An 18,082-nucleotide genomic window follows, 5' to 3' on the forward strand; every position below is an offset into this window, starting at 1 on the left:
TGAAAGTAGGTCATCGCCAGGCTCTTATCCCCAAAACCCCCAAGCCCTAAAAGCTTGGGGGTTTTGCTTTTGAGCGAACGGTTCGGCGCGTTCATCGCCTCGATGAACGCGCGATTCCAGCCCTCAGGATCGCCCTACATAGGGTGAGAGCATCGATTTCCGATCGATGATTCTGGTCCACAAGCGATGCGCTTACAGCGATTGCAAGACGCCTCGACAACCCGCAAAGCAGTGTTCCGCAACGGAAAGTGCTTGACAGTCGATGGCGGTTGGACCATAATCGAAAGTTCTCTGCGGAGAGGTGCCCGAGTGGCTAAAGGGGGCAGACTGTAAATCTGTTGGCTTACGCCTACGCTGGTTCGAATCCAGCCCTCTCCACCAGAATGCTAGGCAGCAACCAGGCGAAAGCCGATGAAGCAGGAAAGTTCCGGGCGGGTGTAGCTCAATGGTAGAGCAGAAGCCTTCCAAGCTTACGACGAGGGTTCGATTCCCTTCACCCGCTCCAGCGCCTCGGTTGTCGTCATAAAGTAAGTCAAGTTTCGCCCATGTGGCTCAGTGGTAGAGCACTCCCTTGGTAAGGGAGAGGTCGGCAGTTCGATCCTGCCCATGGGCACCATCAATCCCGCACTGGCAATTGCTACCGAGACAGGAGTCGCGACATGGCAAAGGAAAAGTTCGAGCGGACTAAGCCGCACGTGAACGTAGGTACGATTGGTCACGTTGACCATGGCAAGACGACGCTGACGGCGGCGATTGCAACGGTGCTGGCCGCGAAGTTCGGTGGTGCCGCGAAGAAGTACGACGAAATCGACGCAGCGCCGGAAGAAAAGGCACGCGGTATCACGATCAACACCGCACACGTGGAATACGAGACGGCCAACCGCCACTACGCCCACGTTGACTGCCCGGGCCACGCCGACTATGTGAAGAACATGATCACGGGCGCCGCGCAGATGGACGGCGCGATCCTGGTTTGCTCGGCAGCTGACGGCCCGATGCCGCAAACGCGCGAGCACATCCTGCTGGCCCGTCAGGTTGGCGTGCCTTACATCATCGTGTTCCTGAACAAGTGCGACATGGTGGACGACGCCGAGCTGCTCGAGCTGGTGGAAATGGAAGTGCGCGAGCTGCTGTCGAAGTACGAGTTCCCGGGCGACGACACGCCGATCATCAAGGGTTCGGCCAAGCTGGCGCTGGAAGGCGACAAGGGCGAGCTGGGCGAAGTGGCGATCATGAACCTGGCCGACGCGCTGGACACGTACATCCCGACGCCGGAGCGCGCCGTGGACGGTACGTTCCTGATGCCGGTGGAAGACGTGTTCTCGATCTCGGGTCGCGGCACGGTGGTGACCGGTCGTATCGAGCGTGGCGTGATCAAGGTCGGTGAGGAAATCGAAATCGTGGGTATCCGCCCGACGGTCAAGACCACCTGCACCGGCGTGGAAATGTTCCGCAAGCTGCTGGACCAAGGTCAGGCAGGCGACAACGTGGGTCTGCTGCTGCGCGGCACGAAGCGCGAAGACGTGGAGCGCGGCCAAGTGCTGTGCAAGCCGGGTTCGATCAAGCCGCACACGCACTTCACCGGTGAGGTGTACATCCTGTCGAAGGACGAAGGTGGCCGTCACACGCCGTTCTTCAACAACTACCGCCCGCAGTTCTATTTCCGTACGACCGACGTGACCGGCTCGATCGAGCTGCCGAAGGACAAGGAAATGGTCATGCCGGGTGACAACGTGTCGATCACCGTCAAGCTGATCGCCCCGATCGCCATGGAAGAAGGCCTGCGCTTCGCTATCCGCGAAGGCGGTCGTACCGTCGGCGCCGGCGTTGTGGCAAAGATCCTCGACTAAGCAGTTAGTCGAACTGGCGACCACGGTACCAACCTGCCGCGGTCGTTTGCCAGAAGGGGATCGGTGAAAGCCGGTCCCAAAGTAGTTCTAGGGGTATAGCTCAACTGGCAGAGCGTCGGTCTCCAAAACCGAAGGTTGGGGGTTCGATTCCCTCTGCCCCTGCCAAATCAATCAGCCGCGTCATGAAATCATTCGTGACGCGGCTTAGTCTCGTTTGCGAAACATGGCTAATCCCAATGTCGAAACCGTAGGCGCCTCGAGCGGCAAGTGGCTGCTCGTTGCGGCAGTGTGCCTGGTCATAGCCGGGGTCGTCGGTTTCTACGCGCTGGCTCAGCAGCCGTCGTACGTCCGTGGCGCCGCGCTTTTTGCCGGACTGGCCCTTGGCGTCGTGGTAGCCCTCGTCTCCGCGCCGGGCAAGGACTTTGTGGGATTCGCGCGGGAATCGTATCGGGAAGTTCGCAAGGTAGTGTGGCCAACACGCAAGGAAGCCGGGCAGATGACGGGGCTCGTGTTTGCCTTTGTTGTTGTCATGGCGCTGTTCTTGTGGTCCGCTGACAAGCTCATCGAGTGGGTGATTTTTTCGCTCGTATTGGGCTGGAAATAAGAGGTAGGACATGACGGATAACGCCCAGCAGGAAACCGCAGCATCGGAATCGCCTTCGTCGAAGAAGCGTTGGTACGTGGTGCATGCCTACTCTGGCATGGAGAAGAGCGTGCAGCGCGCGCTGCAGGAGCGCATCGAGCGCGCCGAGATGCAGGACAAGTTTGGCCGCATTCTGGTGCCTTCGGAAGAGGTTGTCGAAATTAAGGGCGGCCACAAGTCTGTGACCGAACGACGCTTCTTCCCGGGGTACGTCCTGGTCGAAATGGAAATGACCGACGAAACATGGCACTTGGTGAAGAACACCAGCAAGGTCACCGGTTTCGTGGGTGGTGCGCGTAATCGCCCGAGTCCGATTTCCCAGCGGGAAGTGGACAAGATCATGACCCAAATGCAGGAAGGGGTCGAAAAGCCGCGTCCCAAGACGCTGTTCGAAGTGGGCGAAATGGTCCGCGTCAAGGACGGTCCGTTCACCGACTTCAACGGCAATGTCGAAGAAGTGAATTACGAAAAGTCGCGCCTGCGCGTGACGGTGACGATCTTCGGACGCGCCACGCCGGTCGAACTAGAGTTCGGCCAGGTCGAGAAAGTCTAAGTATTTGAATTGTTGCGGCTGAACAAGACGCAACAGGACGATAGGAGCCTCCGCGAGGCTGGTTCCGAAGAGGAGCGCGAGGCTGTGCAAGGCATGGCGATAGCGCGTTATGACTCAACAGGATCCGATTCCTGCATCAGGAAAGGATCTGGATTGGAGTAAAGATGGCCAAGAAGATCATTGGCTTTATCAAGCTGCAAATTCCGGCTGGTAAGGCAAATCCCTCCCCGCCCGTTGGTCCCGCACTGGGCCAGCGTGGTCTGAACATCATGGAGTTCTGCAAGGCGTTCAACGCGCAGACTCAAGGCATGGAACCGGGTCTCCCGGTGCCGGTGGTGATTACCGCCTTTGCCGACAAGAGCTTCACGTTCGTCATGAAGTCGCCGCCGGCGACCGTGCTGATCAAGAAGGCTGCCGGCGTGACCAAGGGTTCGCCGAAGCCGCATACCGACAAGGTCGGCAAGATCACCCGCGCCCAGGCTGAAGAAATCGCCAAGGCCAAGAACGCTGACCTCACCGCCGCTGACCTGGATGCTGCAGTGCGTACCATCGCAGGTTCGGCGCGTTCGATGGGCATCACCGTGGAGGGTCTGTAAATGGCTAAGGTTTCGAAGCGCGTCGCCGCCAATAAGGCGAAGATCGAGCGCACCAAGTTCTACCCGATCGACGAGGCCCTGACCCTGGTCAAGAGCTGCGCGTCGGCAAAGTTTGACGAGTCGATCGACGTGGCAGTGCAACTGGGTATCGACGCCAAGAAGTCGGATCAGGTTGTGCGTGGTTCCGTCGTGCTGCCCGCCGGCACTGGTAAGTCGGTTCGCGTTGCGGTGTTTGCGCAAGGCGACAAGGCCGAAGCCGCCAAGGCTGCTGGCGCCGATGTGGTCGGCATGGAAGACCTGGCCGAGCAAGTGAAGGCCGGTAACCTGAACTTCGACGTCGTGATCGCTTCGCCGGACACGATGCGTATCGTCGGTACCCTGGGTCAGATCCTGGGCCCGCGCGGCCTGATGCCGAACCCGAAGGTCGGCACGGTCACGCCCGATGTTGCGCAAGCCGTGAAGAACGCCAAGGCTGGTCAGGTGCAATTCCGTGTCGACAAGGCCGGTATCATCCACGCCACCATCGGTCGCCGTTCGTTCGAAGACGCCGCGCTGAAGAGCAACCTGAGCGCGCTTCTGGACGCTCTGGTCAAGGCCAAGCCGGCTACTAGCAAGGGTGTCTACCTGCGCAAGATCGCCGTGTCGTCCACGATGGGCGTTGGCGTTCGCGTCGAGCAAACTTCGCTGTCAGCCTGAAGCTGACAGCATCACCTGACCGGACCCGATAACGCCGGACAGGGCAGGAATTGAAGGTTTCGGCATCGCCGGAATCGTCTTCGAAGCCGCAGGGCGACGAAGCAAGGCTTTGGGCAGTGGCATCTGGAACGCGAAGCGCCCCTGGATGCCGCTGGTTATCAAAGACCGCTGGTGCTCTCACCGCCGTTCGGCAGTGCGGACTTAATCGGTCGATGCATGCGGGGCTTGCCCCGATGCGGTTGACCTGCCAGCGCAGATGGCGCACCCGAAGGGATTGATGAAGCCGGACCCGTTCCGGCCGATTCGGGCCAATCGGACGCCGTTCGTTTGGACTGATGTGTCCGCCCCGGTCATCCGGAGTGGCCGCATCGTTTTGGAGCTTAACCGTGCCACTCAATATTGAAGATAAGAAGGCCGTCGTTGCTGAGGTTTCGGCGCAAGTCGCCAAGGCCCAGACCATCGTCGTGGCTGAATATCGCGGCATCACGGTTGGCGATCTGACCAAGCTGCGCGCTACTGCCCGTCAGCAAGGCGTTTACCTGCGTGTTCTGAAGAACACGCTGGCCCGCCGCGCTGTGGAAGGTACGCCGTTTGCTGGCCTCGCAGAGCAAATGACCGGTCCGCTCATCTACGGTATTTCCGAAGATGCAGTGTCGTCGGCCAAGGTTCTGAACGATTTTGCCAAGACCAACGACAAGTTGGTTCTGCGTGCAGGGTCGTACAACGGCAACGTTCTCGATGCTGGCGCCGTCAAGGCTCTGGCTTCGATCCCGAGCCGCGACGAACTGATCGCTCAGCTGCTTGGCGTGATGCAGGCGCCGGTGTCGGGCTTCGCCCGTCTGCTGGCCGCGCTGGCTGCCAAGAAGGCCGAAGGTGCTCCCGCGGAAGCGGAAGCTCCGGCTGCCTGAGCCGCATAGACAGATCGCATTACCGATCCCGAATCAAATCTAGTAGGAGTAATCCAAATGGCAATCACTAAAGACGACATCCTGGAAGCCGTAGGCGCGATGTCCGTGATGGAACTGAACGACCTGGTCAAGGCGTTCGAAGAGAAGTTTGGCGTGTCGGCTGCCGCAATGGCTGTGGCTGCTGCCCCGGGCGCTGGCGGTGCTGCCGCTGCTGAAGAAAAGACCGAATTCAACGTGATTCTGGCCGAAGTTGGCTCGAACAAGGTTGGCGTGATCAAGGCTGTGCGCGAGATCACCGGTCTGGGCCTGAAGGAAGCCAAGGACCTGGTCGATGGCGCTCCGAAGCCCGTGAAGGAAGGCGTGGACAAGGCTGCTGCCGACGACGCCAAGAAGAAGCTGGAAGACGCTGGCGCGAAGGTCGACGTCAAGTAAGTGGTACCACGCGTGCCCTCGTGGCACGCGGATGGGGCTGGCAAAGGGAAATCCCGAGCCAGCCTTTTTGCGCTTTGTGGGGTGTGTTTCATAGCGCACCCGAATCCGGCAATTTGCATCGGATCTGGCGCAAATGTGTATTAAGGTATGCTTGACAGGCGCGATTCGATCGCTGCCCAAGCAGAAGCCAAACATCAGTGGCACACTAGGTGGTTGCTGATGTTTGTCTTCTGAACCGACTGCAGAAGACAAGTTTGGTCGGGTGCCCCCCGGACGTGTGCAGGCATTGCGCCGTGCAATGACCACACCGTCCGCAGCGTGCGGGCACCGTCAGCCAGAGGTTGGTAGCGGCCAACCGCCAAATCCCCTCCCAGTCGCTGAACACCTCAGGCGCCGGCCAGGTCCAACCGGCCCTGCGATGATTCGGAGATCCCATGGCGTACAGCTTCACCGAGAAGAAGCGCATTCGCAAATCCTTTGCGAAGCGCGCGACGGTTCATCAGGTTCCATTCCTGCTTGCCACACAGATTGAATCCTACACCCAGTTTTTGCAAGCGGAAACGCCGGCCGCCCGTCGCAAGAGCGAGGGTCTGCAGGCCGCTTTCAACGCGATTTTTCCCATCTCCTCCCATAACGGGCTTGCCCGTATGGAGTTTGTCTCGTATCACCTGTCCAACCCGCCGTTCGATGTCAAGGAATGCCAGCAGCGTGGCCTGACGTTCCACTCGGCACTGCGCGCCAAGGTTCGCCTGATCATCAACGATCGCGAGAACCCGGGCAAGGTGAAGGAAGTGAAGGAGCAGGAAGTCTACATGGGCGAAATTCCGCTCATGACGTCGACCGGTTCTTTCGTGATCAACGGCACCGAACGTGTGATCGTCAGCCAGCTGCATCGTTCCCCCGGCGTGTTCTTCGAACACGACAAGGGCAAGACGCACAGCTCCGGCAAGCTGCTGTTCTCGGCGCGGATCATTCCGTACCGTGGCTCGTGGCTCGATTTCGAATTCGACCCGAAGGACATCCTGTACTTCCGCGTCGACCGTCGTCGGAAAATGCCGGTCACGATTCTGCTGAAGTCGATCGGACTCACGCCGGAACAAATCCTGGCGCACTTCTTCGTGTTCGACAATTTCACGCTGCAAGGCGAGGGCGCACAACTTGAGTTCGTGCCCGAGCGCCTGCGCGGTGAAGTCGCGCGCTTCGACATCGCCGACAAGAACGGCCGCGTCGTGGTGGAGAAGGACAAGCGTATCAACGCCAAGCACATTCGCGATCTGGATTCCGCCGGCACCAAGCTGATCAGCGTGCCGGAAGACTACCTGCTGGGTCGCGTGCTGGCCAAGAACATCATCGATCCGGACACCGGCGAGGTGGTGGCGAACGCCAACGACGAACTGACTGAAACCCTGCTGGAAAACCTGCGCGAAGCCGGTGTCAAGCAGATCCAGACGCTCTACACGAACGATCTGGACCAGGGCCCGTACATTTCGCAGACGCTGCGCGTGGACGACACCGCAGATCAGACGGCCGCTCGTATCGCGATCTATCGCATGATGCGTCCGGGCGAGCCGCCCACCGAAGAGGCCGTGGAAGCGCTGTTCCAGCGCCTGTTCTACAGCGAGGAATCGTACGACCTGTCGCGCGTTGGCCGCATGAAGGTCAACAGCCGTCTGTCGCGCCCGAGCGGCGAAGGCAGCATGGTGCTGCAGGACGAGGATATCCTCGAGACGATCAAGATCCTGGTCAACCTGCGCAACGGCAAGGGCGAAGTCGACGATATCGATCACCTGGGCAATCGTCGCGTGCGTTGTGTCGGCGAACTGGCGGAAAACCAGTTCCGTGCCGGCCTGTCGCGCGTGGAGCGTGCCGTCAAGGAACGTCTGGGCCAGGCCGAGACCGAGAACCTGATGCCGCACGATCTGATCAACTCGAAGCCGATTTCGTCGGCAATCCGCGAGTTCTTCGGTTCGTCGCAGTTGTCGCAGTTCATGGACCAGACTAATCCGCTGTCGGAAATCACCCACAAGCGCCGCGTGTCGGCACTTGGCCCGGGCGGTCTGACGCGCGAGCGCGCCGGCTTTGAAGTGCGTGACGTGCACCCGACCCACTACGGCCGCGTGTGCCCGATCGAAACGCCGGAAGGCCCGAACATTGGTCTGATCAACTCGCTGGCGCTGTACGCCCGCCTGAACGAATACGGCTTCCTGGAAACGCCGTACCGCAAGGTCGAAAACAGCAAGCTGACCGATCAGGTCGACTACCTGTCGGCGATCGAAGAAGGCAAGTACGTGGTGGCGCAGGCCAACGCGACGGTCGACGCCGAAGGCAACCTGATCGACGAACTGGTGTCGGCGCGCGAAGGCTCCGAGCGTGAAACGCGTATGGTCACGCCGGACCGCGTTCAGTACATCGACGTGGCGCCGTCGCAGATCGTGTCGGCCGCAGCTTCGCTGGTGCCGTTCCTCGAGCACGACGATGCAAACCGTGCACTGATGGGCGCGAACATGCAGCGTCAGGCCGTGCCTTGCCTGCGTCCGGACAAGCCGCTGGTCGGCACCGGCATCGAGCGCACCGTGGCGGTCGACTCGGGTACGGCCGTGCAGGCGATGCGTGGCGGCGTGGTCGATTACGTTGACGCGATGCGTGTGGTGATTCGCGTGAACGACGACGAAGCCGTCACCGGCGAAGTCGGCGTGGACATCTACAACCTGATCAAGTACACGCGTTCGAACCAGAACACCAACATCAACCAGCGGCCGATGGTCAAGGTTGGCGACATCGTAGCCCGTGGCGACGTGATCGCCGACGGCGCATCGACGGACCTGGGCGAGCTGGCGCTGGGCCAGAACATGCTGGTCGCGTTCATGCCGTGGAACGGCTACAACTTCGAGGATTCGATCCTGATCTCGGAGCGTGTGGTTGCGGAAGACCGCTACACCTCGATCCACATCGAGGAACTGTCGGTCGTTGCGCGCGATACGAAGCTGGGACCGGAAGAAATCACGCGCGATATCTCGAACCTGGCCGAAGCCCAACTGGCACGTCTGGACGAGTCGGGCATCACCTACATCGGTGCGGAAGTCGAGGCTGGCGACGTGCTGGTGGGTAAGGTCACGCCGAAGGGCGAGACCCAGCTGACGCCGGAAGAAAAGCTGTTGCGCGCGATCTTCGGCGAGAAGGCTTCGGACGTGAAGGACACGTCGCTGCGCGTGCCGTCGGGCATGAGCGGTATCGTGATCGACGTGCAGGTCTTCACGCGTGAAGGCGTGACGCGCGACAAGCGCGCCCAGTCGATCATCGACGACGAACTGAAGCGCTACCGCCTGGACCTGAACGACCAGCTGCGTATCGTGGAAGGCGATGCATTCCAGCGTCTGGAGCGCCTGCTGCTCGACAAGACCGTCAATGGCGGTCCGAAGAAGCTGGCCAAGGGCGCGAAGCTGACCCGCGAATACCTGGCCGATCTGGACAAGTATCACTGGTTCGATATCCGTCCGGCAGACGAAGACGTTGCAGCCCAACTGGAAGCCGTCAAGGAAGCCATTGAGCAGAAGCGTCACGAGTTCGACCTGGCCTTCGAAGAGAAGCGCAAGAAGCTGACGCAGGGCGACGAACTGCCGCCGGGCGTGATCAAGATGGTCAAGGTGTACCTGGCCGTGAAGCGTCGCCTGCAGCCTGGCGACAAGATGGCCGGTCGTCACGGCAACAAGGGTGTGGTGTCGAAGATCGTTCCGATCGAAGACATGCCGTACATGGCTGACGGTACGCCGGCGGACATCGTGCTGAACCCGCTGGGCGTGCCGTCGCGGATGAACGTGGGTCAGATTCTGGAAACCCACTTGGGCTGGGCCGCGCGCGGTCTGGGCCAGCGCATCGGCGACATGCTCAAGGCGCAGGCCAAGGCGCAGGAACTCCGTCCGCTGCTCGCGCAGATCTACAACGAGAGCGGCAAGGCGGAAGACCTGGACAGCCTGTCCGATGCCGAAGTGCTGGAACTGGCGACCAACCTGAAGAAGGGTGTGCCGTTTGCCACGCCGGTGTTCGACGGTGCGCACGAGGCCGAAATCCGCCGCATGCTCGACCTGGCCTATCCGGACGACATCGCCAAGGAAAAGGGCCTGACCGCTTCGAAGCAACAGGTCACGCTGCACGACGGCCGCACCGGCGAAGCATTCGAGCGTCCGGTCACGCTGGGTGTGATGCACATGCTGAAGCTGCACCACTTGGTCGACGACAAGATGCACGCCCGTTCCACCGGTCCGTACTCGCTGGTGACGCAGCAGCCGCTGGGCGGCAAGGCGCAGTTCGGCGGCCAGCGTTTCGGTGAGATGGAAGTGTGGGCACTGGAAGCCTATGGCGCATCGTACGTGCTGCAGGAAATGCTGACGGTCAAGTCCGATGACGTGAACGGCCGTACGAAGGTGTACGAAAACATCGTCAAGGGCGAGCACTCGATCGATGCCGGCATGCCGGAATCGTTCAACGTGCTGGTGAAGGAAATCCGCTCGCTGGGTATCGATATCGATCTGGATCGTTATTGATCCGATCGATGCGGACGCCGGCTGCGGCCGGCGTTCACCAGCGCAGGTTTCCCCACAGATTGAATGCCGCTGTTCCGGACAGACTCCGGGGCGGCGGAGAAACAAGGAGTTGCAATGAAAGCATTGCTCGATCTCTTTAAGCAGGTTCAGCAGGAAGAGCAGTTCGACGCGATCAAGATCGGCCTGGCTTCGCCCGAGAAGATCCGCTCGTGGTCGTACGGCGAAGTGAAAAAGCCGGAAACGATCAACTACCGTACGTTCAAGCCCGAACGCGATGGCCTGTTCTGCGCCAAGATCTTTGGCCCGATCAAGGACTACGAGTGCCTGTGCGGCAAGTACAAGCGCCTGAAGCATCGCGGCGTGATCTGCGAGAAGTGCGGCGTCGAAGTGACGCTGGCGAAGGTGCGCCGCGAGCGCATGGGCCACATCGAGCTGGCCGCGCCGACCGCGCACATCTGGTTCCTGAAGTCGCTGCCGTCGCGTCTGGGCATGGTGCTCGACATGACGCTGCGCGACATCGAGCGCGTGCTGTACTTCGAGGCGTTCGTGGTGCTGGAACCCGGCATGACGCCGCTCAAGAAGAGCCAGATCATGTCGGAAGACGACTACATCGCGAAGTGCGATGAGTACGGCGAAGGCGAGTTCGTGGCGATGATGGGTGCCGAAGGCATCCGCGAACTGCTGCGCGGTATCGATATCGAGAAGCAGATCGAACAGATCCGCGCCGAACTGCAGGCCACCGGCTCCGAAGCCAAGATCAAGAAGTTCGCCAAGCGCCTGAAGGTGCTCGAGGCGTTCCAGCGCTCGGGTATCAAGCCGGAGTGGATGATCCTGGAAGTGCTGCCGGTGCTGCCGCCGGAACTGCGTCCGCTGGTCCCGCTCGATGGCGGCCGTTTCGCCACGTCGGACCTGAACGACCTGTATCGCCGCGTCATCAACCGTAACAACCGTCTGAAGCGTCTGCTCGAGCTGAAGGCGCCTGAAATCATCGTGCGCAACGAAAAGCGCATGCTGCAGGAAGCCGTCGATTCGCTGCTGGACAACGGTCGTCGCGGCAAGGCCATGACTGGCGCCAACAAGCGTCCGCTGAAGTCGCTGGCCGAAATGATCAAGGGTAAGGGCGGCCGTTTCCGTCAGAACCTGCTGGGCAAGCGCGTGGACTACTCCGGTCGTTCGGTGATCGTGGTGGGCCCGACGCTGAAGCTGCATCAGTGCGGTCTGCCCAAGCTGATGGCGCTGGAGCTGTTCAAGCCGTTCATTTTCCACAAGCTCGAAACGATGGGCATCGCCACCACCATCAAGGCGGCGAAGAAGGAAGTGGAAAGCCAGACGCCGGTGGTGTGGGACATCCTCGAAGAGGTGATCCGCGAACATCCGGTCATGCTGAACCGTGCGCCGACGCTGCACCGCCTGGGCATCCAGGCGTTCGAGCCGGTCCTGATCGAAGGCAAGGCCATTCAGCTGCACCCGCTGGTCTGCGCCGCGTTCAACGCCGACTTCGACGGTGACCAGATGGCTGTCCACGTTCCGCTGTCGCTCGAAGCGCAGATGGAAGCGCGTACGCTGATGCTGGCGTCGAACAACGTGCTGTTCCCGGCCAACGGTGATCCGTCGATCGTGCCGTCGCAAGACGTGGTGCTGGGTCTGTACTACACGACCCGCGACAAGATCAACGGCAAGGGTGAAGGCATGACGTTCGCTGATATCAGCGAAGTCCTGCGCGCCTACGAGAACAAGGAAGTCGAACTCGCTTCGCGCGTCAACGTGCGGATCACCGAGTACGTGCTGGTGGACAAGGACGCGGTGGGCGACGCCCGCTTCGCGCCCAAGATCACGCTGCAGGCCACCACGGTCGGCCGCGCGATCCTGTCCGAGATCCTGCCGAAGGGGCTGCCGTTCTCGGTGCTGAACAAGCCGCTGAAGAAGAAGGAAATCTCGCGCCTGATCAATACGGCGTTCCGCAAGTGCGGTCTGCGCGAAACCGTGATCTTTGCCGACAAACTGCTGCAGTCGGGCTTCCGCCTGGCAACGCGCGCCGGTATCTCCATCGCCATCGACGACATGCTGGTGCCGCCGCAAAAGGAGAAGATCATCTCCGACGCGGCCGCCAAGGTGAAGGAATACGACAAGCAGTACATGTCGGGTCTGGTGACGGACCAGGAGCGTTACAACAACGTCGTGGACATCTGGGGCGCCGCTGGCGACCAGGTGGGCAAGGCGATGATGGAGCAGCTCCAGCACGAAGACGTGGTGGATCGCGAAGGCAAGACCGTCAAGCAGGAATCGTTCAACTCGATCTACATGATGGCGGACTCGGGCGCCCGCGGTAGCGCGGCCCAGATCCGTCAGCTGGCCGGTATGCGTGGCCTGATGGCCAAGCCGGATGGCTCGATCATTGAAACGCCGATTACGGCGAACTTCCGTGAAGGCCTGAACGTTCTGCAGTACTTCATCTCGACCCACGGTGCACGTAAGGGTCTGGCGGATACGGCACTGAAGACCGCGAACTCCGGCTACCTGACGCGTCGTCTGGTCGACGTGACGCAGGATCTGGTCGTGGTGGAAGACGATTGCGGCACCTCCAACGGCGTGGCCATGAAGGCCCTGGTCGAAGGCGGTGAAGTGATCGAAGCGCTGCGCGATCGTATCCTGGGCCGCGTGACGGTGGCCGACGTGGTGAACCCTGAAACCCAGGAAACCGCGATCGAGACCGGCACGCTGCTGGACGAAGATCTGGTCGACCTGATCGACAACATCGGCGTGGACGAAGTGAAGGTCCGCACGCCGCTGTCGTGCGACACGCGCTACGGCCTGTGCGCCAAGTGCTACGGCCGTGACCTCGGCCGCGGCGTGCTGGTGAACTCGGGCGAAGCGGTGGGCGTGATCGCGGCACAGTCGATCGGCGAACCGGGCACCCAGCTGACCATGCGTACGTTCCACATCGGTGGTGCGGCATCGCGTGCGGCAGTGGCATCGAGCGTGGAAGCCAAGGCGACCGGTACGGTGCGCTTCACGGTGACCATGCGTTACGTGACGAACGCCAAGGGCGAACTGATCGTGATCTCGCGTTCGGGCGAGGCGCTGATCACCGACGACCATGGCCGCGAGCGCGAGCGCCACAAGATCCCGTACGGTGCAACGCTGCTGGTGCAGGACGGCCAGGCGATCAAGGCCGGTACGCAGTTGGCTACGTGGGACGCACTGACTCGTCCGATCGTTTCCGAATACACGGGCACGATCAAGTTCGAGAACGTGGAAGAGGGCGTGACCGTCGCCAAGCAGATGGACGAAGTCACTGGCCTGTCGACCCTCGTGGTGATCGATGCCAAGCGCCGTACGGCTGCCACCAAGGGCTTGCGCCCGCAGGTGAAGCTGCTCGACGCCAACAACCAGGAAGTCAAGATTCCGGGCACGGACCACTCCGTGACCATCGGCTTCCAGGTGGGCGCGCTGATCACTGTGAAGGACGGTCAGCAGGTGCACGTGGGTGAAGTGCTGGCGCGTATCCCGACCGAATCGCAGAAGACCCGCGACATTACCGGTGGTCTGCCGCGTGTGGCCGAGCTGTTCGAAGCGCGTTCGCCGAAGGACGCCGCCGTGCTGGCGGAAGTCACCGGCACGGTGTCGTTCGGCAAGGACACCAAGGGCAAGCAACGCCTGGTGATCACGGACCTGGACGGCAACGCCCACGAGTTCCTGATCGCCAAGGAAAAGCAGGTCCTGGTGCACGATGGCCAGGTGGTGAACAAGGGCGAAATGATCGTGGAAGGTCCGGCGGATCCGCACGACATCCTGCGCCTGAAGGGCATCGAAGAGCTGGCGCACTACATCGTGGACGAAGTGCAGGACGTGTACCGTCTGCAGGGCGTGAAGATCAACGACAAGCACATCGAAGTGATTGTTCGTCAGATGCTGCGCCGCGTGCAGATCCAGGACGTGGGCGACACCAAGTTCATCCCAGGTGAACAGGTGGAGCGCTCGGAACTGCTCGACGAGAACGATCGTGTGATCGCCGAAGGCAAGCGTCCGGCAACGCACGAGAACCTGCTGCTCGGTATCACGAAGGCGTCGCTGTCGACCGACAGCTTCATCTCGGCGGCATCGTTCCAGGAAACGACGCGCGTGTTGACCGAAGCCGCAATCATGGGCAAGACCGACGACCTGCGTGGTCTGAAGGAAAACGTGATTGTGGGTCGTCTGATCCCGGCCGGTACCGGCCTGGCCTACCACCGCGCCCGCAAGGCGCGCGAGGCGGCCGAGCGCGAGCGCGCACAGGCGATCAACGACGAAGAGCAATCGCTCTTTATCGAGCCGCCGGTGGTGCAAGCCACGGACGGCGACGCAGTCTGATCGCGTATCGCACCGAAGCGCTGTAGTGAAACCCGGCTCCATGGAGCCGGGTTTTTTTTCGTCTCGCGCCGGCTTCGTCGCCGGACTGGCCGATGGCGATAGAGCCCAGCCCGACGCACGGCGTGGCCACGGCCGCCGATGTAGCGTAGACGAACGGCCACGCCGAAAGCGCCCATGCTCCGCATGTTTACGCCGTCTTTTGGCTTGCGTGCCACATCGGCACGGATCGAGACAGTTTTCCCGCTGCGCGCAGTGGTATGGTTACGCCTTTCCCGGCTTTCCGATTACCGCTGTCTTATGTCGCGCGCCCTGGCGATCCTCAAGGAAGTATTTGGCTACCACGCGTTTCGCGGGCGCCAGGCGGAAATCATCGACCATGTGGCCGATGGCGGCGATTGCCTGGTGCTCATGCCCACCGGCGGTGGCAAGTCGCTCTGCTACCAGATCCCCGCGCTACTGCGCCAGCAGGCCGGCCATGGCGTAGGTATCGTGGTGTCGCCGCTGATCGCGCTGATGCAGGATCAGGTGGCGGCGCTGACCGAGGCTGGCGTGCGCGCCGCGGTGCTCAACTCCACGCTTTCCAGCAGCGAAGCATCGGCGGTCGAGCGCGACCTGCTGGCTGGCCGTCTCGAGATTCTCTACGTCGCGCCCGAGCGGCTGATGACCCCGCGCTTTCTGGACCTGCTCGAGCGCACGCAGGTCGGCCTGTTCGCCATCGACGAAGCCCACTGCGTGTCGCAATGGGGGCATGACTTCCGCCCGGAATATATCCAGCTCTCGGTATTGCACGAGCGCTTTCCGCGCGTCCCGCGCATCGCGCTGACGGCAACCGCCGATGCACTGACCCGCAACGAGATCGTCGAGCGGCTGGCGCTGGACGATGCGCGCGTCTTTATCTCGAGCTTCGATCGCCCGAACATCCGCTATCGCATTGTCGAAAAGGACAACGCGCGCCAGCAACTGCTTGCCTTCATCCAGGCAGAGCACATGAATGGCGATGGCGGTCACGACAGCGGCATCGTCTACTGTCTGTCGCGCAAGAAGGTGGAGGACACGGCGGCATGGCTCGCTGGCCACGGCATCAAGGCGCTGGCGTATCACGCGGGCATGGATGCGCAGGTACGCCAGCAAAACCAGGCCCGGTTCCGCGAGGAAGAAGGCATCGTGATGGTGGCGACGATCGCCTTCGGCATGGGGATCGACAAGCCGGACGTCCGTTTCGTCGCCCACCTCGACCTGCCCAAGAGCATGGAAGGCTATTACCAGGAAACCGGCCGCGCCGGCCGCGACGGGCTGCCTGCCAATGCCTGGATGGCCTATGGTCTTGGCGATGTGGTGCAGCAAAAGCGCATGATCGACGAATCCGAGGCTGACGACGCCCACAAGCGGGTGTCGTCGGCCAAGCTCGATGCGCTGCTGGGTTTGTGCGAAACACCCGGCTGCCGGCGCGTGCGGATCCTCGCCTATTTCGAGGAAGCGGCGCAGCCCTGCGGCAATTGCGACACCTGCCTGGAGCCGCCCGCCACCTGGGATGGAACGCGCGAGGCGCAGATGGCGCTGTCCTGCGTGTACCGCACCGCGCAGGCCAGCCGCGTACATTTTGGTGCGACCCATCTGATCGACGTGCTGCGCGGCAATGCCACTGAAAAGATCAAGCAGTGGGGGCACGACAAGGTGTCGACCTTCGGCATCGGCAAGGACCGCTCGAGCGCTGAATGGCATGCAGTTTTCCGCCAGCTGATCGCGCACGGGCTGTTGATGATCGACCACGGCGGGCATGGCGCGTTGCTGCTCGGCGAATCGGCGCGCGCGGTGCTCAAGGGCGAGCAGTCGATCACGCTGCGGCGGCAGGCCAGCAAGCCCGGCAAGTCCGGCGACCGCTCAGCGCGCGGCGCACGGACCGACCACACGGCGGCGATGGACGGCGAAACGCTGGCCAACTGGGACGCGCTGCGCAAATGGCGTACCGCGACAGCCAAGGAGCACGGCGTGCCGGCCTACGTCATCTTCCACGATGCCACGCTGGCCGAACTTGCGCGCTGCGCCCCCGAATCGCTCGATGAACTGGCCGAGATCCCCGGGATTGGCGCCTCGAAGCTGGAGCGCTACGGCGACGAAATCCTGGAGACGCTGCGCCAGGTGTGACCGCGGCGCGGCCCGGGGGTATCCGTCGCGTATACCCCTTGACCATTGTGCACACCACTGCTAGAGTGCCAGATTCGAGTTTTTGGCTTCGGATTTCGCTCGCCCGTCGGATTTGTGGTTTTCGATCCGCAAACAGGATGGCAGCAGCGGGATCCCGGCGAGCTCGCGCTCTTTGGCAAGTCTGTTACTTCGCAGCCCTTCCTTCAGAGCGTTCGCTCACCTTTCCCGTCCAAAACCCGTAGTTGCCTCTTTGCCAGCACTGGCGAGGGGTGTTTTTGTAAAAACCAAGCTGGATTGAACAATGCCAACTATCAACCAACTGGTTCGCAAGCCGCGCGTCTCTGAAGTCGTCAAGAGCAAGAGCCCGGCACTTGAGAACTGCCCGCAGCGTCGCGGCGTGTGCACCCGTGTGTACACCACGACGCCTAAGAAGCCGAACTCGGCACTGCGTAAGGTCGCCAAGGTGCGCCTGACCAACGGTTTCGAAGTCATTTCGTACATCGGCGGTGAAGGCCACAACCTGCAGGAACACTCGGTCGTGCTGATCCGCGGCGGCCGTGTAAAGGATCTGCCGGGTGTGCGCTACCACATCGTCCGTGGTTCGCTGGATCTGCAAGGCGTGAAGGACCGCAAGCAGGCCCGTTCGAAGTACGGTGCAAAGCGTCCGAAGGCTGCCTAAGCTTTTCGCGCAAGTCATACAGACACCCGTGGCGCAAGTCATGGCGTTGTCACCAGGCGGCGGTACAACGGAGCGTTTTTTGCGCCGTGCCGTCGAGTAAGTGGTCACCCGGCGAATTTGCCGAAAGCAAGCTAGTTGGTGGCCGGAGAGCGGAAATATTCAGACCGTCTCTCAACTGAATCTAAAGGAAGAAAGATGCCACGTCGTCGTGAAGTCCCCAAGCGGGAAGTTTTGCCTGATCCGAAATTCGGCAATGTTGAAGTTGCCAAGTTCATGAACGTGCTGATGCTGGACGGCAAGAAGTCGGTTGCCGAACGTATCGTCTACGGCGCGTTCGACCAGATCGAGAAGAAGGCAGGCAAGGCGCCCATCGAAGTGTTTTCCGTTGCGATCAACAACGTGAAGCCGGTGGTGGAAGTGAAGAGCCGTCGCGTGGGCGGCGCCAACTATCAGGTTCCGGTCGAAGTCCGTCCGTCGCGTCGTTTGGCATTGGCGATGCGTTGGCTGCGCGAGGCCGCGAAAAAACGCAGCGAGAAGTCGATGGCGCTGCGCCTGGCAGGTGAGCTGCTGGAAGCTGCAGAAGGCCGCGGCGGCGCGATGAAGAAGCGCGACGAAGTGCACCGCATGGCCGAAGCCAACAAGGCGTTCTCGCACTTCCGCTTCTAAGGCGCGCGAAAAACGCTGTTGGT

12 protein-coding genes and 4 tRNA genes are annotated in these 18,082 nt (G+C 61.5%); all 16 read left to right on the plus strand.

The features are described 5' to 3' along the window. Positions 1-295: 295 nt before the first annotated feature. The 16 genes from AC1RKI_RS24615 to rpsG all read left to right on the plus strand — a co-directional run bounded on the left by AC1RKI_RS24615 (position 296) and on the right by rpsG (position 18,059). A tRNA-Tyr gene (locus tag AC1RKI_RS24615) sits at positions 296-381 on the plus strand. 50 nt (positions 382-431) lie between these two features. Beyond that, a tRNA-Gly gene (locus tag AC1RKI_RS24620) sits at positions 432-505 on the plus strand. A gap of 36 nt (positions 506-541) precedes the next feature. Beyond that, positions 542-616 (plus strand) — tRNA-Thr (locus AC1RKI_RS24625). 43 nt (positions 617-659) lie between these two features. After that, positions 660-1,850, plus strand: coding sequence for an elongation factor Tu (tuf, locus tag AC1RKI_RS24630; protein ID WP_061956567.1), 1,191 nt, complete (start codon positions 660-662; stop codon positions 1,848-1,850). 89 nt (positions 1,851-1,939) lie between these two features. Continuing rightward, positions 1,940-2,015, plus strand: a tRNA-Trp gene (locus tag AC1RKI_RS24635). Positions 2,016-2,073: 58 nt separating this feature from the next. After that, a complete protein-coding gene (secE, locus tag AC1RKI_RS24640) occupies positions 2,074-2,454 on the plus strand; it encodes a preprotein translocase subunit SecE (protein WP_061956607.1) in 381 nt (126 codons plus the stop codon). 10 nt (positions 2,455-2,464) lie between these two features. Beyond that, positions 2,465-3,046: a transcription termination/antitermination protein NusG gene (nusG, locus tag AC1RKI_RS24645; RefSeq protein WP_061956605.1), complete on the plus strand. Its 582-nt coding sequence runs from the start codon at positions 2,465-2,467 to the stop codon at positions 3,044-3,046. 164 nt (positions 3,047-3,210) lie between these two features. Continuing rightward, a complete protein-coding gene (rplK, locus tag AC1RKI_RS24650; protein WP_011299323.1) occupies positions 3,211-3,642 on the plus strand; it encodes a 50S ribosomal protein L11 in 432 nt (143 codons plus the stop codon). Continuing rightward, positions 3,643-4,338, plus strand: a complete 696-nt coding sequence (gene rplA / locus AC1RKI_RS24655; RefSeq protein WP_492798038.1) for a 50S ribosomal protein L1 — start codon at positions 3,643-3,645, stop codon at positions 4,336-4,338. A 386-nt stretch (positions 4,339-4,724) separates the two neighbouring features. Then, on the plus strand, positions 4,725-5,246 hold the full coding sequence (rplJ, locus tag AC1RKI_RS24660; RefSeq protein ID WP_061956601.1) for a 50S ribosomal protein L10: 522 nt from the start codon (positions 4,725-4,727) through the stop codon (positions 5,244-5,246). Between the two features lie 57 nt (positions 5,247-5,303). Beyond that, on the plus strand, positions 5,304-5,678 hold the full coding sequence (gene rplL, locus AC1RKI_RS24665; RefSeq protein WP_061956599.1) for a 50S ribosomal protein L7/L12: 375 nt from the start codon (positions 5,304-5,306) through the stop codon (positions 5,676-5,678). Between the two features lie 434 nt (positions 5,679-6,112). After that, complete coding sequence (gene rpoB / locus AC1RKI_RS24670) at positions 6,113-10,219, plus strand: DNA-directed RNA polymerase subunit beta (RefSeq protein ID WP_150980903.1); 4,107 nt, start codon at positions 6,113-6,115, stop codon at positions 10,217-10,219. 114 nt (positions 10,220-10,333) lie between these two features. Then, positions 10,334-14,569, plus strand: a complete 4,236-nt coding sequence (gene rpoC, locus AC1RKI_RS24675; RefSeq protein WP_061956573.1) for a DNA-directed RNA polymerase subunit beta' — start codon at positions 10,334-10,336, stop codon at positions 14,567-14,569. A gap of 297 nt (positions 14,570-14,866) precedes the next feature. Then, positions 14,867-16,714 carry a DNA helicase RecQ gene (gene recQ / locus AC1RKI_RS24680; RefSeq protein WP_150980904.1) on the plus strand — a complete coding sequence of 616 codons (1,848 nt, stop codon included), beginning with the start codon at positions 14,867-14,869 and terminating at the stop codon, positions 16,712-16,714. Between the two features lie 301 nt (positions 16,715-17,015). After that, a complete protein-coding gene (gene rpsL, locus AC1RKI_RS24685; RefSeq protein WP_010810460.1) occupies positions 17,016-17,393 on the plus strand; it encodes a 30S ribosomal protein S12 in 378 nt (125 codons plus the stop codon). 195 nt (positions 17,394-17,588) lie between these two features. Beyond that, a complete protein-coding gene (rpsG, locus tag AC1RKI_RS24690; RefSeq protein WP_008649176.1) occupies positions 17,589-18,059 on the plus strand; it encodes a 30S ribosomal protein S7 in 471 nt (156 codons plus the stop codon). Positions 18,060-18,082: the final 23 nt, after the last annotated feature.

Source organism: Cupriavidus sp. GW822-FHT06G04 (genome assembly GCF_058799075.1).